Raw genomic sequence first — 16,449 nt, forward strand, 5'->3', positions numbered from 1 at the left:
CGTACGCGGCTCGGGATCTCGGGCGGTCATGCCGCGAGATGCCCGTTCCGTGCGAGTTCGCTGACCGCGGACGGTGCCCCCGGTGCTGTGGCCACGCCCCTTCGAGAGCTGGGCACAGGACCCGGGAATCGCGCAAGCCGTCGGGGACCTGACGGCTGTGGCACGTTTCGGGCCCGACGGCGGTCGTGCTTCAGCGGCCCCGGTAGGGCGGAACCCCGGGGTCGGGGAGCCAGACGCTCTTGGGCGGTTCGCCCGTCTGCCAGAATACGTCGATCGGGATGCCGCCGCGGGGGTACCAGAAGCCGCCGATGCGGAGGTAGCGCGGCTCCAGCAGATCCCGGAGCCGCTTGCCGATCGCCACCGTGCAATCCTCGTGAAACGCGCCATGGTTGCGGAACGAGCCGAGGTAGAGCTTGAGCGACTTCGACTCGACCAGCCAGTCTCCGGGCACGTAGTCGATCACCAGGATCGCGAAGTCCGGCTGGCCGGTGACCGGACAGATTGAGGTAAATTCAGGCGCGGTGAAGCGGGCGACGTAGTCGGTGTCCGCATGCGGGTTCGGGACACGGTCGAGCCGCGCCTCCTCGGGCGAGGAGGGGAAGGGCGTCGGCTGGCCGAGCTGAAGAGATTCGGGCGTCGTCATGACGCGCATATAAACCGGCGCGTGCAGCGACGCACCCGCTGGCGCCGCGACGAAATCTTCACCTGCGCGTGGGCGATATCGGCGCCGCTGGGCTTGGAACACCGGGCCCGCGCCGCAGCCGCGTTTCAGTCAGGCCGACCAGATGCGCGATTCGATCTTCGGACTCGCCGCGACGGTATCGATCCTCGTCACCCTCCCGCTCGCGCCGAGCCGTGCCGCCGAGCGCGGCAGCGATCGCGCGAGCCAGCGCCTGCTCGACGACATGACCCGTCACGATCTGTGCGCACGCGATGACAAGCAGTTGCAGAAGTTGAGTCGCTCCCTCGCAGGAGGCGTCAGCCGCCAAGCGGATGCAAAGCGCGCGCGGTAGGTCCGAGGACGTCGTGCCTCCGGCCAGTCGTCACGGCATCGGCACAGACGAAGACTATCCCGACGCTTGCCGCAGGCCACGGCTTGACCGATAAGCCGCCGCGATGCGCCCACCGCCCCGCTCACGGGGCGATTGCCGACCCGCGGCCCCCGCGAGAGGACCTTCCATGACCGCGATCACCAATATCAGCGCCCGCGAGATCCTCGACAGCCGTGGAAACCCCACGGTCGAGGTCGACGTCATCCTGGAGGACGGCTCCTTCGGCCGTGCGGCCGTGCCGTCCGGTGCTTCCACGGGGGCCCACGAGGCGGTGGAACTGCGCGACGGCGACAAGAATCGCTTCCTCGGCAAGGGCGTGCTGAAGGCGGTCGAGGCGGCGCAGACGGAGATCCTCGACGCCATCGGCGGCATGGAGGCCGAGGATCAGGTCGCGGTCGACGAGGCGATGATCGAGCTCGACGGCACGCCCAACAAGGCACGGCTGGGTGCCAACGCGATCCTTGGCGTGTCGCTGGCGGTGGCGAAGGCCGCGGCCGAGGCCTCCGGCCTGCCGCTCTACCGCTACGTCGGTGGCGTGCAGGGCCGGGTGCTGCCGGTGCCGATGATGAACATCATCAACGGCGGGGCGCATGCCGACAACCCGATCGACTTCCAGGAATTCATGATCATGCCGGTGGGCGCGGATTCGATCGCCGAGGCCGTGCGCATGGGCTCCGAGGTGTTCCACACCCTCAAGGGCAAGCTGAAGAAGGCCGGCCACAACACCAATGTCGGCGACGAGGGCGGCTTCGCCCCGAATCTGCCGTCGGCCGAGGCGGCCCTCGATTTCGTGATGGACGCGATCAGCGCCGCCGGCTTCAAGCCGGGGCAGGACATGGCCATCGCGCTCGACTGCGCCGCCACCGAGTTCTTCAAGGACGGCGCCTACGCGTACGAGGGCGAGGGCACGACCCGCACCATCGAGGCGCAGGTCGACTACCTCGCGCAGCTGGTGGCCACCTATCCGATCGTCTCCATCGAGGACGGCATGTCGGAGGATGACTGGGCCGGGTGGAAGCTCCTGACCGACAAGATCGGCGACCGATGCCAGCTCGTGGGCGACGACCTGTTCGTCACCAACGTCGAGCGCCTCTCCCGCGGGATCGCGGAGGGCACCGCCAACTCGATCCTGATCAAGGTCAACCAGATCGGCTCACTCACCGAGACGCTGGCGGCCGTCGATATGGCCCAGCGCGCCGGTTACACCGCGGTGATGTCCCACCGCTCGGGCGAGACCGAGGACTCCACCATCGCGGATCTCGCGGTCGCCACCAATTGCGGGCAGATCAAGACTGGCTCGCTCGCCCGCTCGGACAGACTGGCCAAGTACAACCAGCTGATCCGCATCGAGGAAGGCCTCGGCCCGCAGGCCCTCTACGCCGGCCCGTCGGCGCTCAAGCAGCTCGCCCGCCGCTGATCCGGCGGACTCTGCTGGCCGGTCCGCTCCCCCCGGAGCGGCCGGCCGAGTCTGCGGTCGCCGTCGAGGCAAACTGCAACCGGCAACGACACCGGCGGACCCTCGGGCTCGGACACGCCCCCGCCGAAGTATGACCGGCGCTGCCTTCCCCGTGGGACCGGACATCCGCACGTCATCCGGTAGCGGGCGAGCCCGCCTCGGATGCCGACCCGGACAGGCCATATTCGGGTGAGGCTGGGGCGCGGAGCCCGTCGCTTCTCGTCTCCGGACCGGATCCCCGTGTCTCGGTCACACCGTCCTCGCCGGTGAACCCGTGCCCTGTTCGGCGGAGGCGGCGCCGGACGGCTCCTCGGGCACCGTCCAGACCCGCATCGGTCGCGACAGGCCCCGCAAATCGATCGTTCCGACCGGCTCGAGCCTCCGGGCGCAGCGCTCGGCGAAGGAATCCGACACCAGCAGTTCGTGGCCGAGTGCCGCGCATTGGCTCTCGATGCGGCTGGCCTCGTTGACCGCTCGCCCGATGATCGTGAAGTCGAGGCGCCGTTCGGTCCCGACATTGCCGTAGATCACCGTCCCGAAATGCACGACGCATTCGGCCGCGAGTTCGGGCAGTCCCGCCGTGCGGCGGCGGGCATTCAGCGCCGCGTTCGCGGCGAGGCCGTCGATCGCGGCGTCCAGGGCGCCGCCGCAGACCGGGCAGGGGAGGGTTCCGGCGTCCGGCACCGGGAAGATCGCCAGGAATCCGTCACCGAGGAATTTCAGGATCTCGCCGCCGTGCCGCGCCACCGGGTCGCCGAGGGCATCGAAATGCTCGTTGAGCCACGTGACCATGTCGGCCGGGTCCACCCGGTCGGCCAGGGCCGTGAAGCCGCGCAGGTCCGTCAGCAGGATGGCCGCCGGCACGGCGCGCCCCTCGCCGCGCCGGATCTGGCCGTTGAGGATGCGCTCGGCGGTGGAGCGGCCGAGATAGGTCGCCGACACCTCGCGGAACGTGTGAGCCAGGCCGATCTTGGCGATCGCCAGGGTCAGGAACGGGAGGACATCGGCGATGGCCGACAGGTGGCCCTCGGTGAAGCCGGACACGTCGCGGGTGCAGAACGACACCGCGATGCCTTGCAGCGCCGTACCGGGTGCGAACTCCACGATGTGAAGCACGTAGTCGACCCCACCCTGTGCGCCGAGCGCCTTCAGGACCGGGAAATCCGCCTCCAAGTCCGGTGCATCGAGGCGCCAGCGCCCGAAGGTCTCGCCCTTCTCCACCAGCGCGTAGACGGGGCTGAACAGCCAGTCGCTCTCCTCGTCGGAGCCGTGGGCGTTGGCCACGAAGGACATCCCCTCGCCCGCGTGCCAATTCAGGCTGACGCCGCGCAGCATCGGGTCGAGCGCCGGGGTCATCACGCTGACCCGCCAGACCGGGATGCCGGCGCCGGCCAGCGCCTCGCAGAAGCCGGTCAGCAGGAGGTCGTGATCGTCCGTCGCCGTGGCGTGCTCGGCGATCCAGCGGCCCAGAAGCGTCAGGTCCATCCCTCGAGATTATCCTCTGTTCGTACTGGTCGTGGCGCGACCGACAGGATCCATTAACCTTTCCGCGCCACGGTCGCGCCATGGTCGTGCGCCGCCGAGTCAGAATGGTCGTGTTGCCGCTGGGTCTCTGGACCCTGTCGGCGCTCGTGGTCGGCTACTTCGTGTGGCAGGCCGAGAGTGGCAACCGCGGCCTGGAGGCCAAGAAGGCCCTCAAGATCCGGGCCTACGGTCTGAACCAGGAACTGGCCGCCGTCAGGGCCGAGCGCGCCACCTGGGAACACAGGGTGACGCTCCTGAAGAGCGATCAGATCGACCGCGATCTCCTGGAAGAGCGCGCGCGGATCGTGCTCGGGCGTGTGCACGCGAACGACGTGGTCATCATCACGCCCTGACCGTCCGGACCGAAGTATTCCCTAGTCCCCGCGACCCTCTGACAAGAGCGGCCTCCTGTCAGAGCGGCAGCCCTCGCTTTCCCCTCAGCGCTGTCCTACACCCCCACGAAGTCGCGTGGAATCACGGGGAGAGCGCCGATGGATGCCGCCAAGGAGCCTGCCAAGGACGCACCGTCCTCGCAAACGCAGGCCGCGAGTCCTCCGGCCGGAAGTCCTCAGGTCGTCGAGGCCCACAAGCCGGCGCCCAACATGCCGCAGTTCACCCGCGAGGAAGACCTCCACGCCTACCACGAGATGCTGCTGATCCGGCGTTTCGAGGAGAAGGCCGGCCAGCTCTACGGCATGGGCCTGATCGGCGGCTTCTGCCACCTCTACATCGGGCAGGAAGCCGTTGTGATCGGCATGCAGATGGCCTCGGTCGAGGGCGACCAAGTCATCACCGGATACCGCGACCACGGCCACATGCTCGCCTGCGGCATGGACCCGAAGGGCGTCATGGCCGAGCTGACCGGACGCCGCGGCGGCTACAGTCGCGGCAAGGGCGGCTCGATGCACATGTTCAGCCGCGAGAAGCAGTTCTTCGGCGGCCACGGGATCGTCGGCGCCCAGGTCTCCCTCGGCACCGGTCTCGCCTTCGCCGACCATTACCGGGAGAACGGCAAAGTCAGCCTGACCTACATGGGCGACGGCGCCGCCAACCAGGGTCAGGTCTACGAGAGCTTCAACATGGCGGCGCTCTGGAAGCTGCCGGTGGTCTACGTCATCGAGAACAACCGCTACGCCATGGGCACCTCGGTTGCCCGGGCCTCGGCGCAGACGGACTTCTCGAAGCGCGGCCTCTCGTTCGGCATCCCGGGCGAGCAGGTCGACGGCATGGACGTGCGCACGGTGCGCGAGGCGGCCACGCGGGCGATCGAGCACGCCCGCACGGGCCAGGGCCCCTACATCCTGGAGATGCAGACCTACCGCTACCGCGGCCACTCGATGTCCGACCCGGCCAAGTACCGGACCAAGGACGAAGTCTCGAAGATGCGCGACGAGCACGACCCGATCGAGATGGTGCGCAAGCGCCTGCTCGAACTGCACGGGGTGCCGGAGGCGGATCTCAAGGCGACCGACGCCAAGGTCCGCGAGACCGTCAACGCCTCGGCCGAGTTCGCCACCAACGATCCCGAGCCGGATCCGTCGGAGCTCTGGACCGACATCCTGCTGGACGCGCACGCCTGAGCGCGTCGCCGACGACGCTGGCCGCCCCCCCATCGAGACGACGACCGCAGAGCTGAGCATGGCGACCGACATCCTGATGCCCGCCCTCTCGCCCACCATGGAGGAGGGCAAGCTCGCCAAGTGGCTGAAGAAGGAGGGCGATCCGATCAAGTCCGGCGACGTGCTGGCCGAGATCGAGACCGACAAGGCCACCATGGAGGTGGAGGCGATCGACGAGGGCGTCCTCGCCAAGATCCTGATCGCCGAGGGCACCGAGGGCGTCGCGGTGAACACGCCGATCGCCATCATCGCCGGCGAGGGCGAGGATCCGGCGAGCGTCCAGTCCGGCGGCGGCGCCAAGCCCAACGGCACCGGCGGCCACCCGGCCCCGACCCCCGACATGCAGGCCGAAGGCATGGCCGACACGGCCGCGCCCGCCGCCAAGACCGGCGAGGACGCCCCGAAGGCGCCGGCAGCTCCGGCCGTCATCACCAACAAGGCCGACGAGCCGGTGATGGAGGAGTTCCCGGCGGGCACGCCGATGGTCACCACGACCGTGCGCGAGGCCCTGCGCGACGCCATGGCCGAGGAGATGCGGCGCGACGGCGACGTGTTTGTGATGGGCGAGGAGGTCGCTGAGTATCAGGGCGCCTACAAGATCACCCAGAACCTCCTGCAGGAATTCGGCGCCAAGCGCGTGGTCGACACGCCGATCACCGAGCACGGCTTCGCGGGAATCGGCGTCGGCGCGGCGCTCGCAGGCCTGAAGCCGATCATCGAGTTCATGACCTTCAACTTCGCCATGCAGGCGATCGATCACATCATCAACTCGGCCGCCAAGACCCTCTACATGTCCGGCGGCCAGCTCGGCTGCCCGATCGTGTTCCGCGGACCCAACGGCGCGGCCGCCCGCGTCGGCGCGCAGCACAGCCACGACTACGCCGCGTGGTACTCCAACGTCCCGGGCCTGAAGGTGATCGCGCCCTACACGGCCTCGGACGCCAAGGGCCTGCTCAAGGCCGCGATCCGCGACCCGAACCCGGTGATCTTCCTCGAGAACGAGATCCTGTACGGGCAGTCCTTCCCGGTGCCGCAGCTCGACGATTTCGTGCTGCCGATCGGAAAGGCTCGGATCCACCGGCCCGGCACGGACGTGACCATCGTGTCGTTCTCGATCGGCATGACCTACGCGCTCAAGGCGGCGCAGGTGCTCGCCGAGCAGGGCATCGAGGCCGAGGTCATCGACCTGCGCACGATCCGCCCGATGGATTCTGAGACGGTGGTCAAGTCGGTGAAGAAGACCGGCCGCTGCATCACCGTCGAGGAGGGGTTCCCGCAATCCGGCATCGGCGCCGAGATCGTGGCCCGCCTGATGGTCGACGCGTTCGACTACCTCGACGCACCGGTCCTGCGCATCACCGGCAAGGACGTGCCGATGCCCTACGCCGCCAACCTGGAGAAGTTGGCGCTGCCGAACGTGGCGGAGGTCGTCGAGGCGGCCAAGAGCGTCTGCTACAAGTGACCGGTGCGCGGGCGGGATCCATGATCCCGTCTCCGTCTCGGCAGGGGGTCAGGGAATAGCCGGCGCACCATGAGCCAAGATTCCAGCAGCGACTTCGCCGAACTCGCCATCCCGCCCGACGCCCAGGAACAGGGTGGCATCGAGGTGCTGCGCGCGGCCGTGGTCGATGGCGCGGTCAGCGTCGCGCTCCGCCGCTCCTTCGACGACCCAGCGACCTGGGGCCGGCTGCTGGCCGACCTCGCCCGGCAGGCCGCCCGCGCCTACGCGCTGGAGACCGACATGTCGGAAGAGGAGGCGGTCGAGCGCATCCGTGCCGGCTGGGAGGCCGAGGGGCTCGACCCCGGCGGCCTCAACTAGCGATGGTACCCGACCATGGCTGAGGCGGCGGTCCGGCAGGCGAGCTACGCGGATCTCGAAGCGGTTTCGGAGCATCGCGTCGCCGAGATCATCGACGGGGTGCCGGAGACGCATCCGCGTCCGCGGCCCCGGCAAGGGATCGCAGCAGCCCGCCTGTCGGGAGAGTTGAATCGGCCCTTCGCACGCGGCCGTGATGGTCCTGGCGGACCGGTGTTCTTCATCGAGCCGGAACTTCACCTTGGATCCCAGGTGGTCGTGCCCGATCTGGCGGTCTGGCGCCGCGCGCGGATGCCGACCGACCCCCAGGACACCGTCATCGAGAACGCCCCGGACATGGTCTGCGAGATCGTCTCGCCGTCGACCACCCGCCTCGATCGGGGTCCGAAGCGCCGGATCTATGGGGATGCCGGGATCGGCCATCTCTGGCTGCTCGGCCCGGCCGCGGGCGTGCTCGAAGGCTTCGGGCTTGCGGACGGGCGGTGGGTGCTCCCCGCCACCATCCAGCGCGGCGAGACCGTAGAGCTGCCACCCATCGACGCCGTGCCGTTTCCCCTCGACGACCACTTCCCCTTCGACGATCCGGCCGCCCCGGCCTTGCCCGAGACCTGATGCCATGCCGATCAACGTGCTGATGCCCGCCCTCTCGCCGACCATGGAGAAGGGCAACCTCGCCAAGTGGCTCAAGAAGGAGGGCGACGCGATCAAGTCCGGCGACGTGCTGGCCGAGATCGAGACCGACAAGGCCACCATGGAGGTGGAAGCGATCGACGAGGGCGTCCTCGCCAAGATCCTCGTGCCCGAGGGCACGGCGGACGTGCCGGTCAACGGCCTGATCGCGATCATCGCCGCCGAGGGCGAGGATCCCTCGAGCGTGCAGGCCGGCGGCGCGCCCAAGGCGGCGTCCAACGGCGAGGTCAAGGCGGAGAAGGCCGAACCGTCGGCCGCCTCGCAGAATACCACGCCCGGCGGCGGTCACATGTCGTACGAGCGGGTGAACGCCGCGCCGGAGGGCGCACAGCCGACCGGAGCCCCACAGGCGGCCGGGCAGGCCGGCTCGGGCGGCCGTGTCTTCGCCTCGCCGCTCGCCCGGCGGATCGCCAAGCAGGAGGGGGTCGAACTCGGCGCCGTCCAGGGTAGCGGCCCGCACGGCCGCATCATCGCCCGCGACGTCCAGGCCGCGAAGGCCTCCGGCACCACAAAGGCGCCGGCGCCTCAGGCCGGAGCGGAGGCGCCCAAGGCGGCAGCCCCCGCTCCCAAGGCTGCCCCCGCGGGCGGCGCACCGGCCGGGCTCACGACCGATCAGGTCAAGGGCTTCTTCGCCAAGGATGCGTACGAGGAAGTGCCGCTCGACGGCATGCGCAAGACCATCGCCAAGCGCCTCACCGAGGCGATGCAGGTGGCGCCGCACTTCTACCTGACGGTGGATTGTGAACTCGACGCGCTGATGAAGCTGCGCGAGACCCTCAACGGCTCCGCCGGCAAGGACAAGGACGGGAAGCCCGCCTTCAAGCTCTCGGTCAACGACTTCGTCATCAAGGCCATGGGCCTCGCGCTCACCCGGGTGCCGGCCGCCAACGCGGTCTGGGCCGAGGACCGGATCCTGCGCTTCAAGAACGCCGAGGTCGGCGTCGCGGTGGCGATCGACGGCGGGTTGTTCACCCCGGTGATCCGCCGGGCCAACGAGAAGACGCTGTCCACCATCTCCAACGAGATGAAGGATTTCGCGGCCCGGGCGCGCGCCAAGAAGCTGAAGCCCGAGGAGTACCAGGGTGGCGTCACCTCGGTGTCGAACCTCGGCATGTTCGGAATCAAGCACTTCACCGCGGTGATCAACCCGCCGCAATCGAGCATCCTGGCGGTGGGCGCGGGCGAGAAGCGCGTCGTCGTGAAGGACGGGGCGCCGGCGGTGGTCCAGGTCATGACCTGCACCCTGTCGTGCGACCACCGGGTGCTCGACGGGGCGCTCGGGGCGGAGCTGGTCTCGGCCTTCAAGGGGCTGATCGAGAACCCGATGGGCATGCTGGTCTGAGCCGGAGCACACGATGTCCGACACCTACGACGTCCTCATCATCGGCGCCGGCCCCGGCGGCTACGTCACGGCGATCCGCGCGGCGCAGCTCGGCTTCAAGACCGCCGTGGTCGACCGCGAGCATCTCGGCGGCATCTGCCTGAACTGGGGCTGCATCCCCACCAAGGCCCTGCTCCGCTCGGCCGAGATCTACCACTACTTCCAGCACGCCGGCGATTACGGCCTGACGGCCGAGAAGGTCGGGTTCGACACCGCCGCGATCGTGAAGCGCTCCCGCGGCGTCTCGGGCCGGCTCAACGGCGGCGTCGGCATGCTGCTCAAGAAGAACAAGGTCGACGTGATCTGGGGCGAGGCCGCGGTCGACAACGTCGCCAAGGGCAACCAGCCCGGCCAAGTCACCGTGAAGGAGACCAAGCGCGCAGAGGCGCCGAAGGGCGCCAAGGGCGCCGGCACCTATCAGGCCAAGCACATCATCGTGGCGACCGGCGCCCGGCCCCGGGCGATCCCCGGCATCGAGCCCGACAAAAAGCTGATCTGGACCTACTACGAGGCCATGGTCCCCGAGACCATGCCCAAGAGCCTGCTGGTGATGGGCTCGGGCGCGATCGGGATCGAGTTCGCCTCGTTCTACCGGACCATGGGCGCCGAGGTGACCGTGGTCGAGCTGCTGCCGCAAATCCTGCCCGTGGAGGATGCCGAGATCGCGGGCCTCGCCCGCAAGCGCTTCGAGAAGCAGGGCATCAAGATCCTCACCGGCGCCAAGGTGACCAAGGTCGAGAAGGGCGCGAACTCGGTCACCGCCACCGTCGAGGGCGGCGACGGCAAGACCCAGCAGATCACCGCCGAGAAGCTGATCTCGGCCGTGGGCGTCGTGGGCAACATCGAGAGTATCGGCCTCGAGAAGCTCGGCGTGACGATCGATCGCGGGATCGTCGTGACCGACGGGCTCGGCCGCACCAACGTGCCCGGCCTCTACGCGATCGGCGACGTCGCCGGGCCGCCGATGCTCGCCCACAAGGCCGAGCACGAGGGCGTCATCTGCATCGAGACCATCAAGGGCCTGCACACCCATCCGATGGACAAGGCCAAGATCCCGGGCTGCACCTATTGCCAGCCGCAGATCGCCAGCGTCGGTCTGACCGAGGCCAAGGCCAAGGAGCTGGGTTTTGCCGTCAAGGTCGGCCGCTTCCCATTCGCGGGCAACGGCAAGGCGATCGCGCTGGGTGAGCCGGACGGGCTGATCAAGACCGTGTTCGACGCCAAGACCGGCCAGCTGCTCGGTGCCCACATGGTCGGCGCGGAAGTAACCGAGCTGATCCAGGGCTACGTGGTGGCGATGAATCTGGAGAGCACCGAGGAGGAGCTGATGCACACGGTGTTCCCGCACCCGACGCTCAGCGAGATGATGCACGAGAGCGTGCTCGATGCGTATGGGAAGGTGATCCACACGTAGGAACAGGGTCGCGGCGCCCGGCCGAAGGCGGTCGCGGCGCCCGGATCACCCCCGCCCGGCCTCTACCGGCTCCGCCTCCTCCGGGGACGGCACGTAGGCGCACCATTCGCAGATGCCCCGCTCGGCTCCCCGCTGCGCGTTGCGCTGCGAGCAGAGCGGGCAGACGAGCAGGATCAGCCGCGTGCCGGACCGGAGCGCCAGACCCCGTCCCCGGAACGTGACCTCCGTCTCCCCGTCGCCCGAGGCCCGGTCCCGCGCCCAGGCACTCATGCGATCCTGCTCGGCGCATGCCGGCTGACCGGCGCGCACTGACCGTCCGACGATTCCATCCGCATCCCGATCACGCCCCCGGCGTTCCGGCCAAGTTTGCCCTGCAGCGACAATCCGTGAGTTGCCGAATGGCTCCGCTTCGGACACGCGGCTCGGGTGGGATGCGCCCGACGGCAATCGGCCCTATGGGTAGCGCAGCGGCAGACAGGGAAGTTGCGAATTCGATGCGGGACGCGGACACGGACGGCCTTCCCACCTTCGCGGATGTCGAACGCGCCGCGGAGCGCATCGCGGGCATCGCGCACCGTACCCCCGTCCTGACCTCGCGCACGGCCGACGCGATGACCGGCGGGAGACTGTTCTTCAAGGCCGAGAACCTCCAGCGGGCCGGCGCCTTCAAGTTCCGCGGGGCCTACAACGCCATCAGCGCCCTGCCGGAGGCGTCTCGCACTCGCGGTGTGCTCACCTTCTCGTCGGGCAACCACGCCCAGGCTATCGCCCTGGCGAGCCGGCTCCTCGGCGTCCCCGCGACGATCATCATGCCGGGCGACGCGCCGGCCGCCAAGATCGCCGCCACCCGCGGCTACGGCGCCGAGGTGGTCCTGTACGACCGCTACAGCCAGGACCGGGAGGCGCTGGGACGGGAGATCGCGGGCCCACGGGGCCTGACCGTCATCCCGCCGTTCAACCATCGCGACGTCATCGCCGGGCAGGGGACGCTCGCGCAGGAGCTGATCGAGACGGTGGGCCCCCTGGACGTTCTGGTGGCCTGCCTCGGCGGCGGCGGCCAGCTCGCGGGCTGCGCACTGGCCGCCGCTGCGCTCTCGCCAGGCTGCCGGGTCTTCGGCGTCGAGCCGGAGGCCGGTAACGATGGCCAGCGCTCGTTCCGGGAGGGGCAGGTGGTGACGATCCCGGTGCCCCGCACCATCGCCGATGGGGCGCAGTCGACAGCGCTCGGCGACCTCACCTTCGCGATCATCCGCCGGCACGTCACCGACATCCTCACCGTCACGGACGGGCAGCTCGTCGAGACTATGCGGTTCTTCGCGACCCGGATGAAGATCCTGGTCGAACCGACCGGCTGCCTGGCGGCGGCGGCTTTGCTCCACGGGCTCGTGGATGTGAAAGACAAGCGCGTGGGCGTGGTGATCAGCGGCGGCAACGTCGACCTCGCCACTTTCGCGCGTCTCACCGCCGCGGATGCCTGACGCGCCGAATGCCGGGCGGGTGTGACCCCGCCGCGGTGGACCGTCCGCGGACGGATGCTTATCTTGTGGCTGTCAGAATGCGCGTCCCCGGGCCTTGAACCCGGCTGGGCGGGAGGGTGACGATGTCGACTGGGTTCAAGGTTCTCTCGCTGACCGATCGCGCCGCCGATCGGATCAAGGCGATCATGGCGGAGGCCGACCGGCCGATCGCGGGCCTGCGGGTCGGCGTCCGCAACGGCGGCTGCGCCGGCATGTCCTACACGATGGAATATGCCGAGGCGGTCAAGCCCGGCGAGGACGTGGTCGAGGATCGCGGCGTCCGGGTCTTCGTCGATCCGAAGGCGGTCCTGTTCCTGCTCGGCACCGAGATGGATTTCACTACCAACAAGCTGGCGTCGCAGTTCGTGTTCAACAACCCGAACCAGACCTCGGCTTGCGGCTGCGGCGAATCCGTCGCGATCACGCCGGTCGACGCCGACCGGATGCCGGCCCGGGCCTGAACCGGCCGCCACTCGGGCGGCTGCTCAGGCCACCTGAGACAGCGACTCGGCCGTGTCGTCCACGGCACGGTTTCGACCCGCGCGCTTGGCCGCGAACATGCACAGGTCGGCCCGCTCCATGAGCGAGGCCGGCGTGTCGCCCTGGCGGAGCACGGCGATCCCGAGGGACACGGTGATCTTGCCAAGCGATTCTCCCGTCGAGCGCTTGACCAATTCGCGTCCCATCACGCTGGCCCGGACCGTCTCGGCCAGCTGCCGGGCCGCGGCTCGATCCACGCCGGGCAGCACGATGCCGAACTCCTCGCCGCCGAACCGCGCCAGGAACGCCTGCTTGCCCGCGCTCTCGCGCATGACGATGGCCACGAGGCGCAGGACCTGATCGCCGGTGAGATGACCGTACAGGTCGTTGAAACGCTTGAAGAAGTCGATGTCGAGGATGATCAGGCTCATGGGCGTCGCCCGTCCGCGGGCGGCGTCGATCGTGGCCTTCAGGGTCTCCTCGAAATGCTTGCGGTTGAACAGGCTGGTGAGCGTGTCGGTGAGGCTCTCGAGCCGGGTCGCTTCGAGCTTCTCGCGCAGGGTCTCGATCTCGCCGCGGGTGTCGCGCATCCGGGCCTCCAGGATGCGATTGTTGGCGACGACCTCGCGGGTGGTGGAGACCAGCGTCGAGAGGATCTCGCCGAGGCGCGCGCGGCTCGGGACCCCCTGGGCGAGGTCCTGCGCCAGGCCACGCAGGGATTCGCCGTACTGGGCGGTGGAGCCGAGCGAGAGGTCCAAGATTTCGGTCACCGCCGCGATCTCGCTCAGCACGACGCGGCTGACGTCGTCGGCGGCGCTCGCCAGCCTCCGGCCGTCCAAGTAGGTTTCGTGCAGGGTGTCGATGTCGGATTCCGTCAGGCATCCGTTCTGCGCGGTCAGGCGCTTCACGGCGTCGCCGAGCAGCGGCAGATCGCCCGACACGTAGGAATACCAGACGGCGTAGGCGCGCGGCGTCGCGCAGGGGCCGTAATCGTGAATCAGATCGTTGGCGCGCTTCGCCAGGGCGAAGCTGCGATCGCGATCCGAAGGGGTATCCTGGCTCATCCTGTCCCGCCGCCCGGAGTCGCCGACGTTCCGATACGCCGTGGCTCGAAGATCAATCTAGAGCAGGATGGTAGCCGGAGAGTTAAACCCGAAAAGGCTGCTGTTACTTCTCTTTTTTTGCCAAGACTGGACGAAGCAGGAAGGCAGGAACGTGAGAGCCGAGGCCTACGGGCGTCTCGCCATCCGTCTCGGGACGGCGTCCCCGCTCCTCGCGGTTGATGTCGCGACGCGGGGCAGGACGAGCCTCGGCGCGCGATGCGGGGGGACGGGCCTCGGGCCGCGATGCCGGAGGCCGCGCCTCGGCGCGCTGCGCCGTCGCGGCGCCGCGGCTGCCCCGGGCGCTGGTACGATCCGCGCCCTCGTCGGCGGCCTTGGCGGGGGCGCTCCGGCCAGTGCCCTTGGCCGTTCGCCCGCCGCGACGGGCCTCGCCGGACCGGCCGCGATGCCGGGTGCCGGTATCGGCGGACGCGTCCGCCATCGTCGACAAGTCGCCGTCGAACCAAGGAACCGGCTGGCCGATCAGCGCCTCGATGGCGCCCAGCGAGCGCGAATCCTCCGGGGATACGAGCGTGTACGCGGTGCCCGACCGTCCGGCGCGCCCGGTGCGCCCGATCCGATGGACGTAATCCTCGGGATGGTGCGGCACGTCGAAGTTGAACACGTGACTGACCGCCGGGATGTCGAGGCCGCGGGCGGCGACATCGCTGGCCACCAGCAGGGCGGTTTCGCCGTTGCGGAACGCGTCGAGGGCGGTGGTGCGGGCCCGCTGGTCCATGTCACCGTGCAGCGCCGCGGCGTCGAAGCCGTGGCTGACCAAGGATTTCTGCAGTAGGGCGACGTCGCGCTTGCGGTTGCAGAAGATGATCCCGTTCTTGAGTTCGCCCTCGCCGCGGATCAGGTCGCGCAGGCGCTCGCGCTTGGCATGCCCCTCCGAACCGGTTGCGACCAGCCGCTGCGTGATCGTCGTCGCCGTGGAGGCTGGCCGGGCCACCTCGACCCGCTGCGGGTTGTGCAGGAACATGTCCGCCAGCCGCTCGATCTCCGGCGGCATGGTCGCGGAGAAGAACAGGGTCTGCCGGGTGAACGGCACCATCTTCACGATGCGCTCGATGTCGGGGATGAACCCCATGTCGAGCATGCGGTCGGCCTCGTCGATCACCAGGAGCTCGACACCGGTGAGCAGCAGCTTGCCGCGCTCGAAATGGTCGAGGAGTCGGCCGGGTGTCGCGATCAGCACGTCGGTGCCGCGCATCAGCTTGGCGTCCTGGTCGGCGAACGAGACGCCGCCGATGATCAGGGCCACGTTGAGCTTGTGGTTGGTCCCGTAGCGGTCGAAATTCTCGACCACCTGCGCGGCCAGTTCCCGCGTCGGCTCCAGGATGAGCGTGCGCGGCATCCGGGCGCGGGCGCGGCCGTTCTCCAGGAGCGTCAGCATCGGCAGCGTGAACGCTGCGGTCTTGCCGGTACCCGTCTGGGCGATGCCGAGGACGTCGCGGCGAGCCAGCACGTGGGGGATGGCTTCCGCCTGAATCGGCGTCGGCTCGGTGTAACCCGCCGTCTCGACGGCGTTCAGGACTTTATCGCTCAGTCCCAGGTCGGAAAAAGGCATCTGCGTTCAGGAACCGTTGCGCGCCCGGCCGGCGCGATGGACACCGTCGCGGCAACGGCTGGGGAAGGCACGCACGGGAATGCTCGGATGCTCCCGGGGCCGCAGGGCGCATGGTTCCTGTCAGTTAGGGGCTTGGCGCGTCTTGTCAATCACGCAATGCGCGCCACGTCGCCGCCGCGCACAGCCGATCAGGGCCGGAGGTGGTCCGCGGCCGGGACGAGGCACGGGTTGAGCCGGGTCGCCCGGGCAGCTCCGGCCGGCAGGATCGCGCCTGTCGTGTCCGGGTCGGCTGGCACAGCAGCGGCATTCAGGGTGACGCGGACCGGGGTCTCGTCCGATCCGCTCAGCCGGGCGAGCTGCATCGTGGCCACCACGGCGAGGAGTCCGACACCCGCCGACACGCGCAGGGCCCAGGCGAGGGGCGTCGCCGCGCGGCCGACGCTCCCCAAGTCGGAGCCCAGGACGTCGGAGCCCGGAACGTCGGAGCGGACAAGATCGGAGGTCCGGAGCCCCCCCGGGCCGGTCGAGCCGTCCGGGGGCCGGCGCCTGCCGAAGGGCTGGACGCCCCGGTCGTCGCGGCTGTGCATGGGCGGATTCCTCGGCGGTCCTTCCGGCCCGACATGGTGCCGGCCCGCGCGCACCATTCAGCAACACGGTTAACCGCACGCTTACGGCCGAGCCGACCCCGCGGCGTCGCATGTGCCAAAATACAACGGCAGCCTTCGCCGTGCGTCAATGAAGAGATGAACCATCGCATCGGATCCGGCCCGATCTTCCGGAACATCGTCGCATCGAGACCCAGCAAGTGTCGGACGGTTTCACCACCT

The 16,449-nt window shown here is 69.2% G+C and carries 17 protein-coding genes; 11 read left to right on the forward strand and 6 right to left on the reverse strand.

What is annotated here, in order from left to right; translation table 11 throughout:
• Window positions 1-190: 190 nt before the first annotated feature.
• Complete coding sequence (queF, locus tag MFF58_RS00165) at window positions 191-643, reverse strand: preQ(1) synthase (RefSeq protein ID WP_238284547.1); 453 nt, start codon at window positions 641-643, stop codon at window positions 191-193.
• Window positions 644-785: 142 nt separating this feature from the next.
• On the opposite strand from queF, the gene MFF58_RS00170 reads away from it, so the two are divergent.
• Together MFF58_RS00170 and eno are read left to right on the forward strand one after the other, a co-directional pair.
• The gene (locus MFF58_RS00170) at window positions 786-1,013 is read left to right on the forward strand and encodes a hypothetical protein (protein WP_238284548.1); all 228 of its coding nucleotides are present in this window, start codon (window positions 786-788) and stop codon (window positions 1,011-1,013) included.
• A 166-nt stretch (window positions 1,014-1,179) separates the two neighbouring features.
• Complete coding sequence (eno, locus tag MFF58_RS00175) at window positions 1,180-2,469, forward strand: phosphopyruvate hydratase (RefSeq protein ID WP_238284549.1); 1,290 nt, start codon at window positions 1,180-1,182, stop codon at window positions 2,467-2,469.
• A gap of 288 nt (window positions 2,470-2,757) precedes the next feature.
• Here eno and MFF58_RS00180 read toward each other — a convergent pair whose 3' ends face one another.
• Window positions 2,758-3,993: an adenylate/guanylate cyclase domain-containing protein gene (locus tag MFF58_RS00180; RefSeq protein WP_238284550.1), complete on the reverse strand. Its 1,236-nt coding sequence runs from the start codon at window positions 3,991-3,993 to the stop codon at window positions 2,758-2,760.
• 80 nt (window positions 3,994-4,073) lie between these two features.
• Between MFF58_RS00180 and MFF58_RS00185 the strand changes: the two genes are divergently transcribed.
• The 7 genes from MFF58_RS00185 (at window position 4,074) to lpdA (ending at window position 10,952) form a co-directional block, all read left to right on the forward strand.
• Complete coding sequence (locus tag MFF58_RS00185; RefSeq protein ID WP_238284551.1) at window positions 4,074-4,385, forward strand: FtsB family cell division protein; 312 nt, start codon at window positions 4,074-4,076, stop codon at window positions 4,383-4,385.
• Window positions 4,386-4,523: 138 nt separating this feature from the next.
• The gene (gene pdhA, locus MFF58_RS00190; protein WP_238284552.1) at window positions 4,524-5,612 is read left to right on the forward strand and encodes a pyruvate dehydrogenase (acetyl-transferring) E1 component subunit alpha; all 1,089 of its coding nucleotides are present in this window, start codon (window positions 4,524-4,526) and stop codon (window positions 5,610-5,612) included.
• A 58-nt stretch (window positions 5,613-5,670) separates the two neighbouring features.
• Window positions 5,671-7,113: a pyruvate dehydrogenase complex E1 component subunit beta gene (locus tag MFF58_RS00195; protein ID WP_238284553.1), complete on the forward strand. Its 1,443-nt coding sequence runs from the start codon at window positions 5,671-5,673 to the stop codon at window positions 7,111-7,113.
• A 69-nt stretch (window positions 7,114-7,182) separates the two neighbouring features.
• Window positions 7,183-7,470 (forward strand): DUF5076 domain-containing protein, encoded by a 288-nt coding sequence (locus tag MFF58_RS00200; protein WP_238284554.1) that lies wholly within the window; start codon window positions 7,183-7,185, stop codon window positions 7,468-7,470.
• A 15-nt stretch (window positions 7,471-7,485) separates the two neighbouring features.
• A complete protein-coding gene (locus tag MFF58_RS00205; RefSeq protein WP_238284555.1) occupies window positions 7,486-8,079 on the forward strand; it encodes a Uma2 family endonuclease in 594 nt (197 codons plus the stop codon).
• 4 nt (window positions 8,080-8,083) lie between these two features.
• Complete coding sequence (locus tag MFF58_RS00210; protein ID WP_238284556.1) at window positions 8,084-9,499, forward strand: pyruvate dehydrogenase complex dihydrolipoamide acetyltransferase; 1,416 nt, start codon at window positions 8,084-8,086, stop codon at window positions 9,497-9,499.
• A gap of 13 nt (window positions 9,500-9,512) precedes the next feature.
• Entirely contained in the window at window positions 9,513-10,952 is a 1,440-nt protein-coding gene (gene lpdA, locus MFF58_RS00215) for a dihydrolipoyl dehydrogenase (RefSeq protein ID WP_238284557.1), read from the forward strand.
• Between the two features lie 45 nt (window positions 10,953-10,997).
• Here lpdA and MFF58_RS00220 read toward each other — a convergent pair whose 3' ends face one another.
• Complete coding sequence (locus MFF58_RS00220) at window positions 10,998-11,222, reverse strand: hypothetical protein (protein ID WP_238284558.1); 225 nt, start codon at window positions 11,220-11,222, stop codon at window positions 10,998-11,000.
• 224 nt (window positions 11,223-11,446) lie between these two features.
• On the opposite strand from MFF58_RS00220, the gene MFF58_RS00225 reads away from it, so the two are divergent.
• Both MFF58_RS00225 and MFF58_RS00230 read left to right on the forward strand, forming a co-directional pair.
• Window positions 11,447-12,430 carry a threo-3-hydroxy-L-aspartate ammonia-lyase gene (locus tag MFF58_RS00225; protein WP_238284559.1) on the forward strand — a complete coding sequence of 328 codons (984 nt, stop codon included), beginning with the start codon at window positions 11,447-11,449 and terminating at the stop codon, window positions 12,428-12,430.
• Between the two features lie 122 nt (window positions 12,431-12,552).
• Window positions 12,553-12,930 (forward strand): HesB/IscA family protein, encoded by a 378-nt coding sequence (locus MFF58_RS00230; protein WP_238284560.1) that lies wholly within the window; start codon window positions 12,553-12,555, stop codon window positions 12,928-12,930.
• A 24-nt stretch (window positions 12,931-12,954) separates the two neighbouring features.
• On the opposite strand, the gene MFF58_RS00235 is transcribed toward MFF58_RS00230, so the two are convergent.
• From MFF58_RS00235 to MFF58_RS00245, 3 genes are all read right to left on the reverse strand, one after another.
• Complete coding sequence (locus MFF58_RS00235) at window positions 12,955-14,013, reverse strand: GGDEF domain-containing protein (RefSeq protein WP_238284561.1); 1,059 nt, start codon at window positions 14,011-14,013, stop codon at window positions 12,955-12,957.
• 103 nt (window positions 14,014-14,116) lie between these two features.
• Complete coding sequence (locus MFF58_RS00240; protein WP_238284562.1) at window positions 14,117-15,622, reverse strand: DEAD/DEAH box helicase; 1,506 nt, start codon at window positions 15,620-15,622, stop codon at window positions 14,117-14,119.
• 188 nt (window positions 15,623-15,810) lie between these two features.
• Window positions 15,811-16,209 (reverse strand): hypothetical protein, encoded by a 399-nt coding sequence (locus MFF58_RS00245; RefSeq protein ID WP_238284563.1) that lies wholly within the window; start codon window positions 16,207-16,209, stop codon window positions 15,811-15,813.
• Window positions 16,210-16,449: the final 240 nt, after the last annotated feature.

The sequence above is a fragment of the Methylobacterium longum genome, assembly GCF_022179385.1.
Lineage (GTDB): Bacteria > Pseudomonadota > Alphaproteobacteria > Rhizobiales > Beijerinckiaceae > Methylobacterium > Methylobacterium longum.

Coding starts and splice junctions, on each gene's coding strand:
- MFF58_RS00200 (WP_238284554.1), top strand. CDS start 7,183: ATGAGCCAAGATTCCAGCAGCGACTTCGCCGAACTCGCCATCCCGCCC.
- lpdA (WP_238284557.1), top strand. CDS start 9,513: ATGTCCGACACCTACGACGTCCTCATCATCGGCGCCGGCCCCGGCGGC.
- MFF58_RS00170 (WP_238284548.1), top strand. CDS start 786: ATGCGCGATTCGATCTTCGGACTCGCCGCGACGGTATCGATCCTCGTC.
- MFF58_RS00220 (WP_238284558.1), bottom strand. CDS start 11,222: ATGAGTGCCTGGGCGCGGGACCGGGCCTCGGGCGACGGGGAGACGGAG.
- pdhA (WP_238284552.1), top strand. CDS start 4,524: ATGGATGCCGCCAAGGAGCCTGCCAAGGACGCACCGTCCTCGCAAACG.
- MFF58_RS00245 (WP_238284563.1), bottom strand. CDS start 16,209: ATGCACAGCCGCGACGACCGGGGCGTCCAGCCCTTCGGCAGGCGCCGG.
- MFF58_RS00230 (WP_238284560.1), top strand. CDS start 12,553: ATGTCGACTGGGTTCAAGGTTCTCTCGCTGACCGATCGCGCCGCCGAT.
- eno (WP_238284549.1), top strand. CDS start 1,180: ATGACCGCGATCACCAATATCAGCGCCCGCGAGATCCTCGACAGCCGT.
- MFF58_RS00195 (WP_238284553.1), top strand. CDS start 5,671: ATGGCGACCGACATCCTGATGCCCGCCCTCTCGCCCACCATGGAGGAG.
- MFF58_RS00225 (WP_238284559.1), top strand. CDS start 11,447: ATGCGGGACGCGGACACGGACGGCCTTCCCACCTTCGCGGATGTCGAA.
- MFF58_RS00180 (WP_238284550.1), bottom strand. CDS start 3,993: ATGGACCTGACGCTTCTGGGCCGCTGGATCGCCGAGCACGCCACGGCG.
- queF (WP_238284547.1), bottom strand. CDS start 643: ATGACGACGCCCGAATCTCTTCAGCTCGGCCAGCCGACGCCCTTCCCC.
- MFF58_RS00235 (WP_238284561.1), bottom strand. CDS start 14,013: ATGAGCCAGGATACCCCTTCGGATCGCGATCGCAGCTTCGCCCTGGCG.
- MFF58_RS00205 (WP_238284555.1), top strand. CDS start 7,486: ATGGCTGAGGCGGCGGTCCGGCAGGCGAGCTACGCGGATCTCGAAGCG.
- MFF58_RS00210 (WP_238284556.1), top strand. CDS start 8,084: ATGCCGATCAACGTGCTGATGCCCGCCCTCTCGCCGACCATGGAGAAG.
- MFF58_RS00240 (WP_238284562.1), bottom strand. CDS start 15,622: ATGCCTTTTTCCGACCTGGGACTGAGCGATAAAGTCCTGAACGCCGTC.
- MFF58_RS00185 (WP_238284551.1), top strand. CDS start 4,074: ATGGTCGTGCGCCGCCGAGTCAGAATGGTCGTGTTGCCGCTGGGTCTC.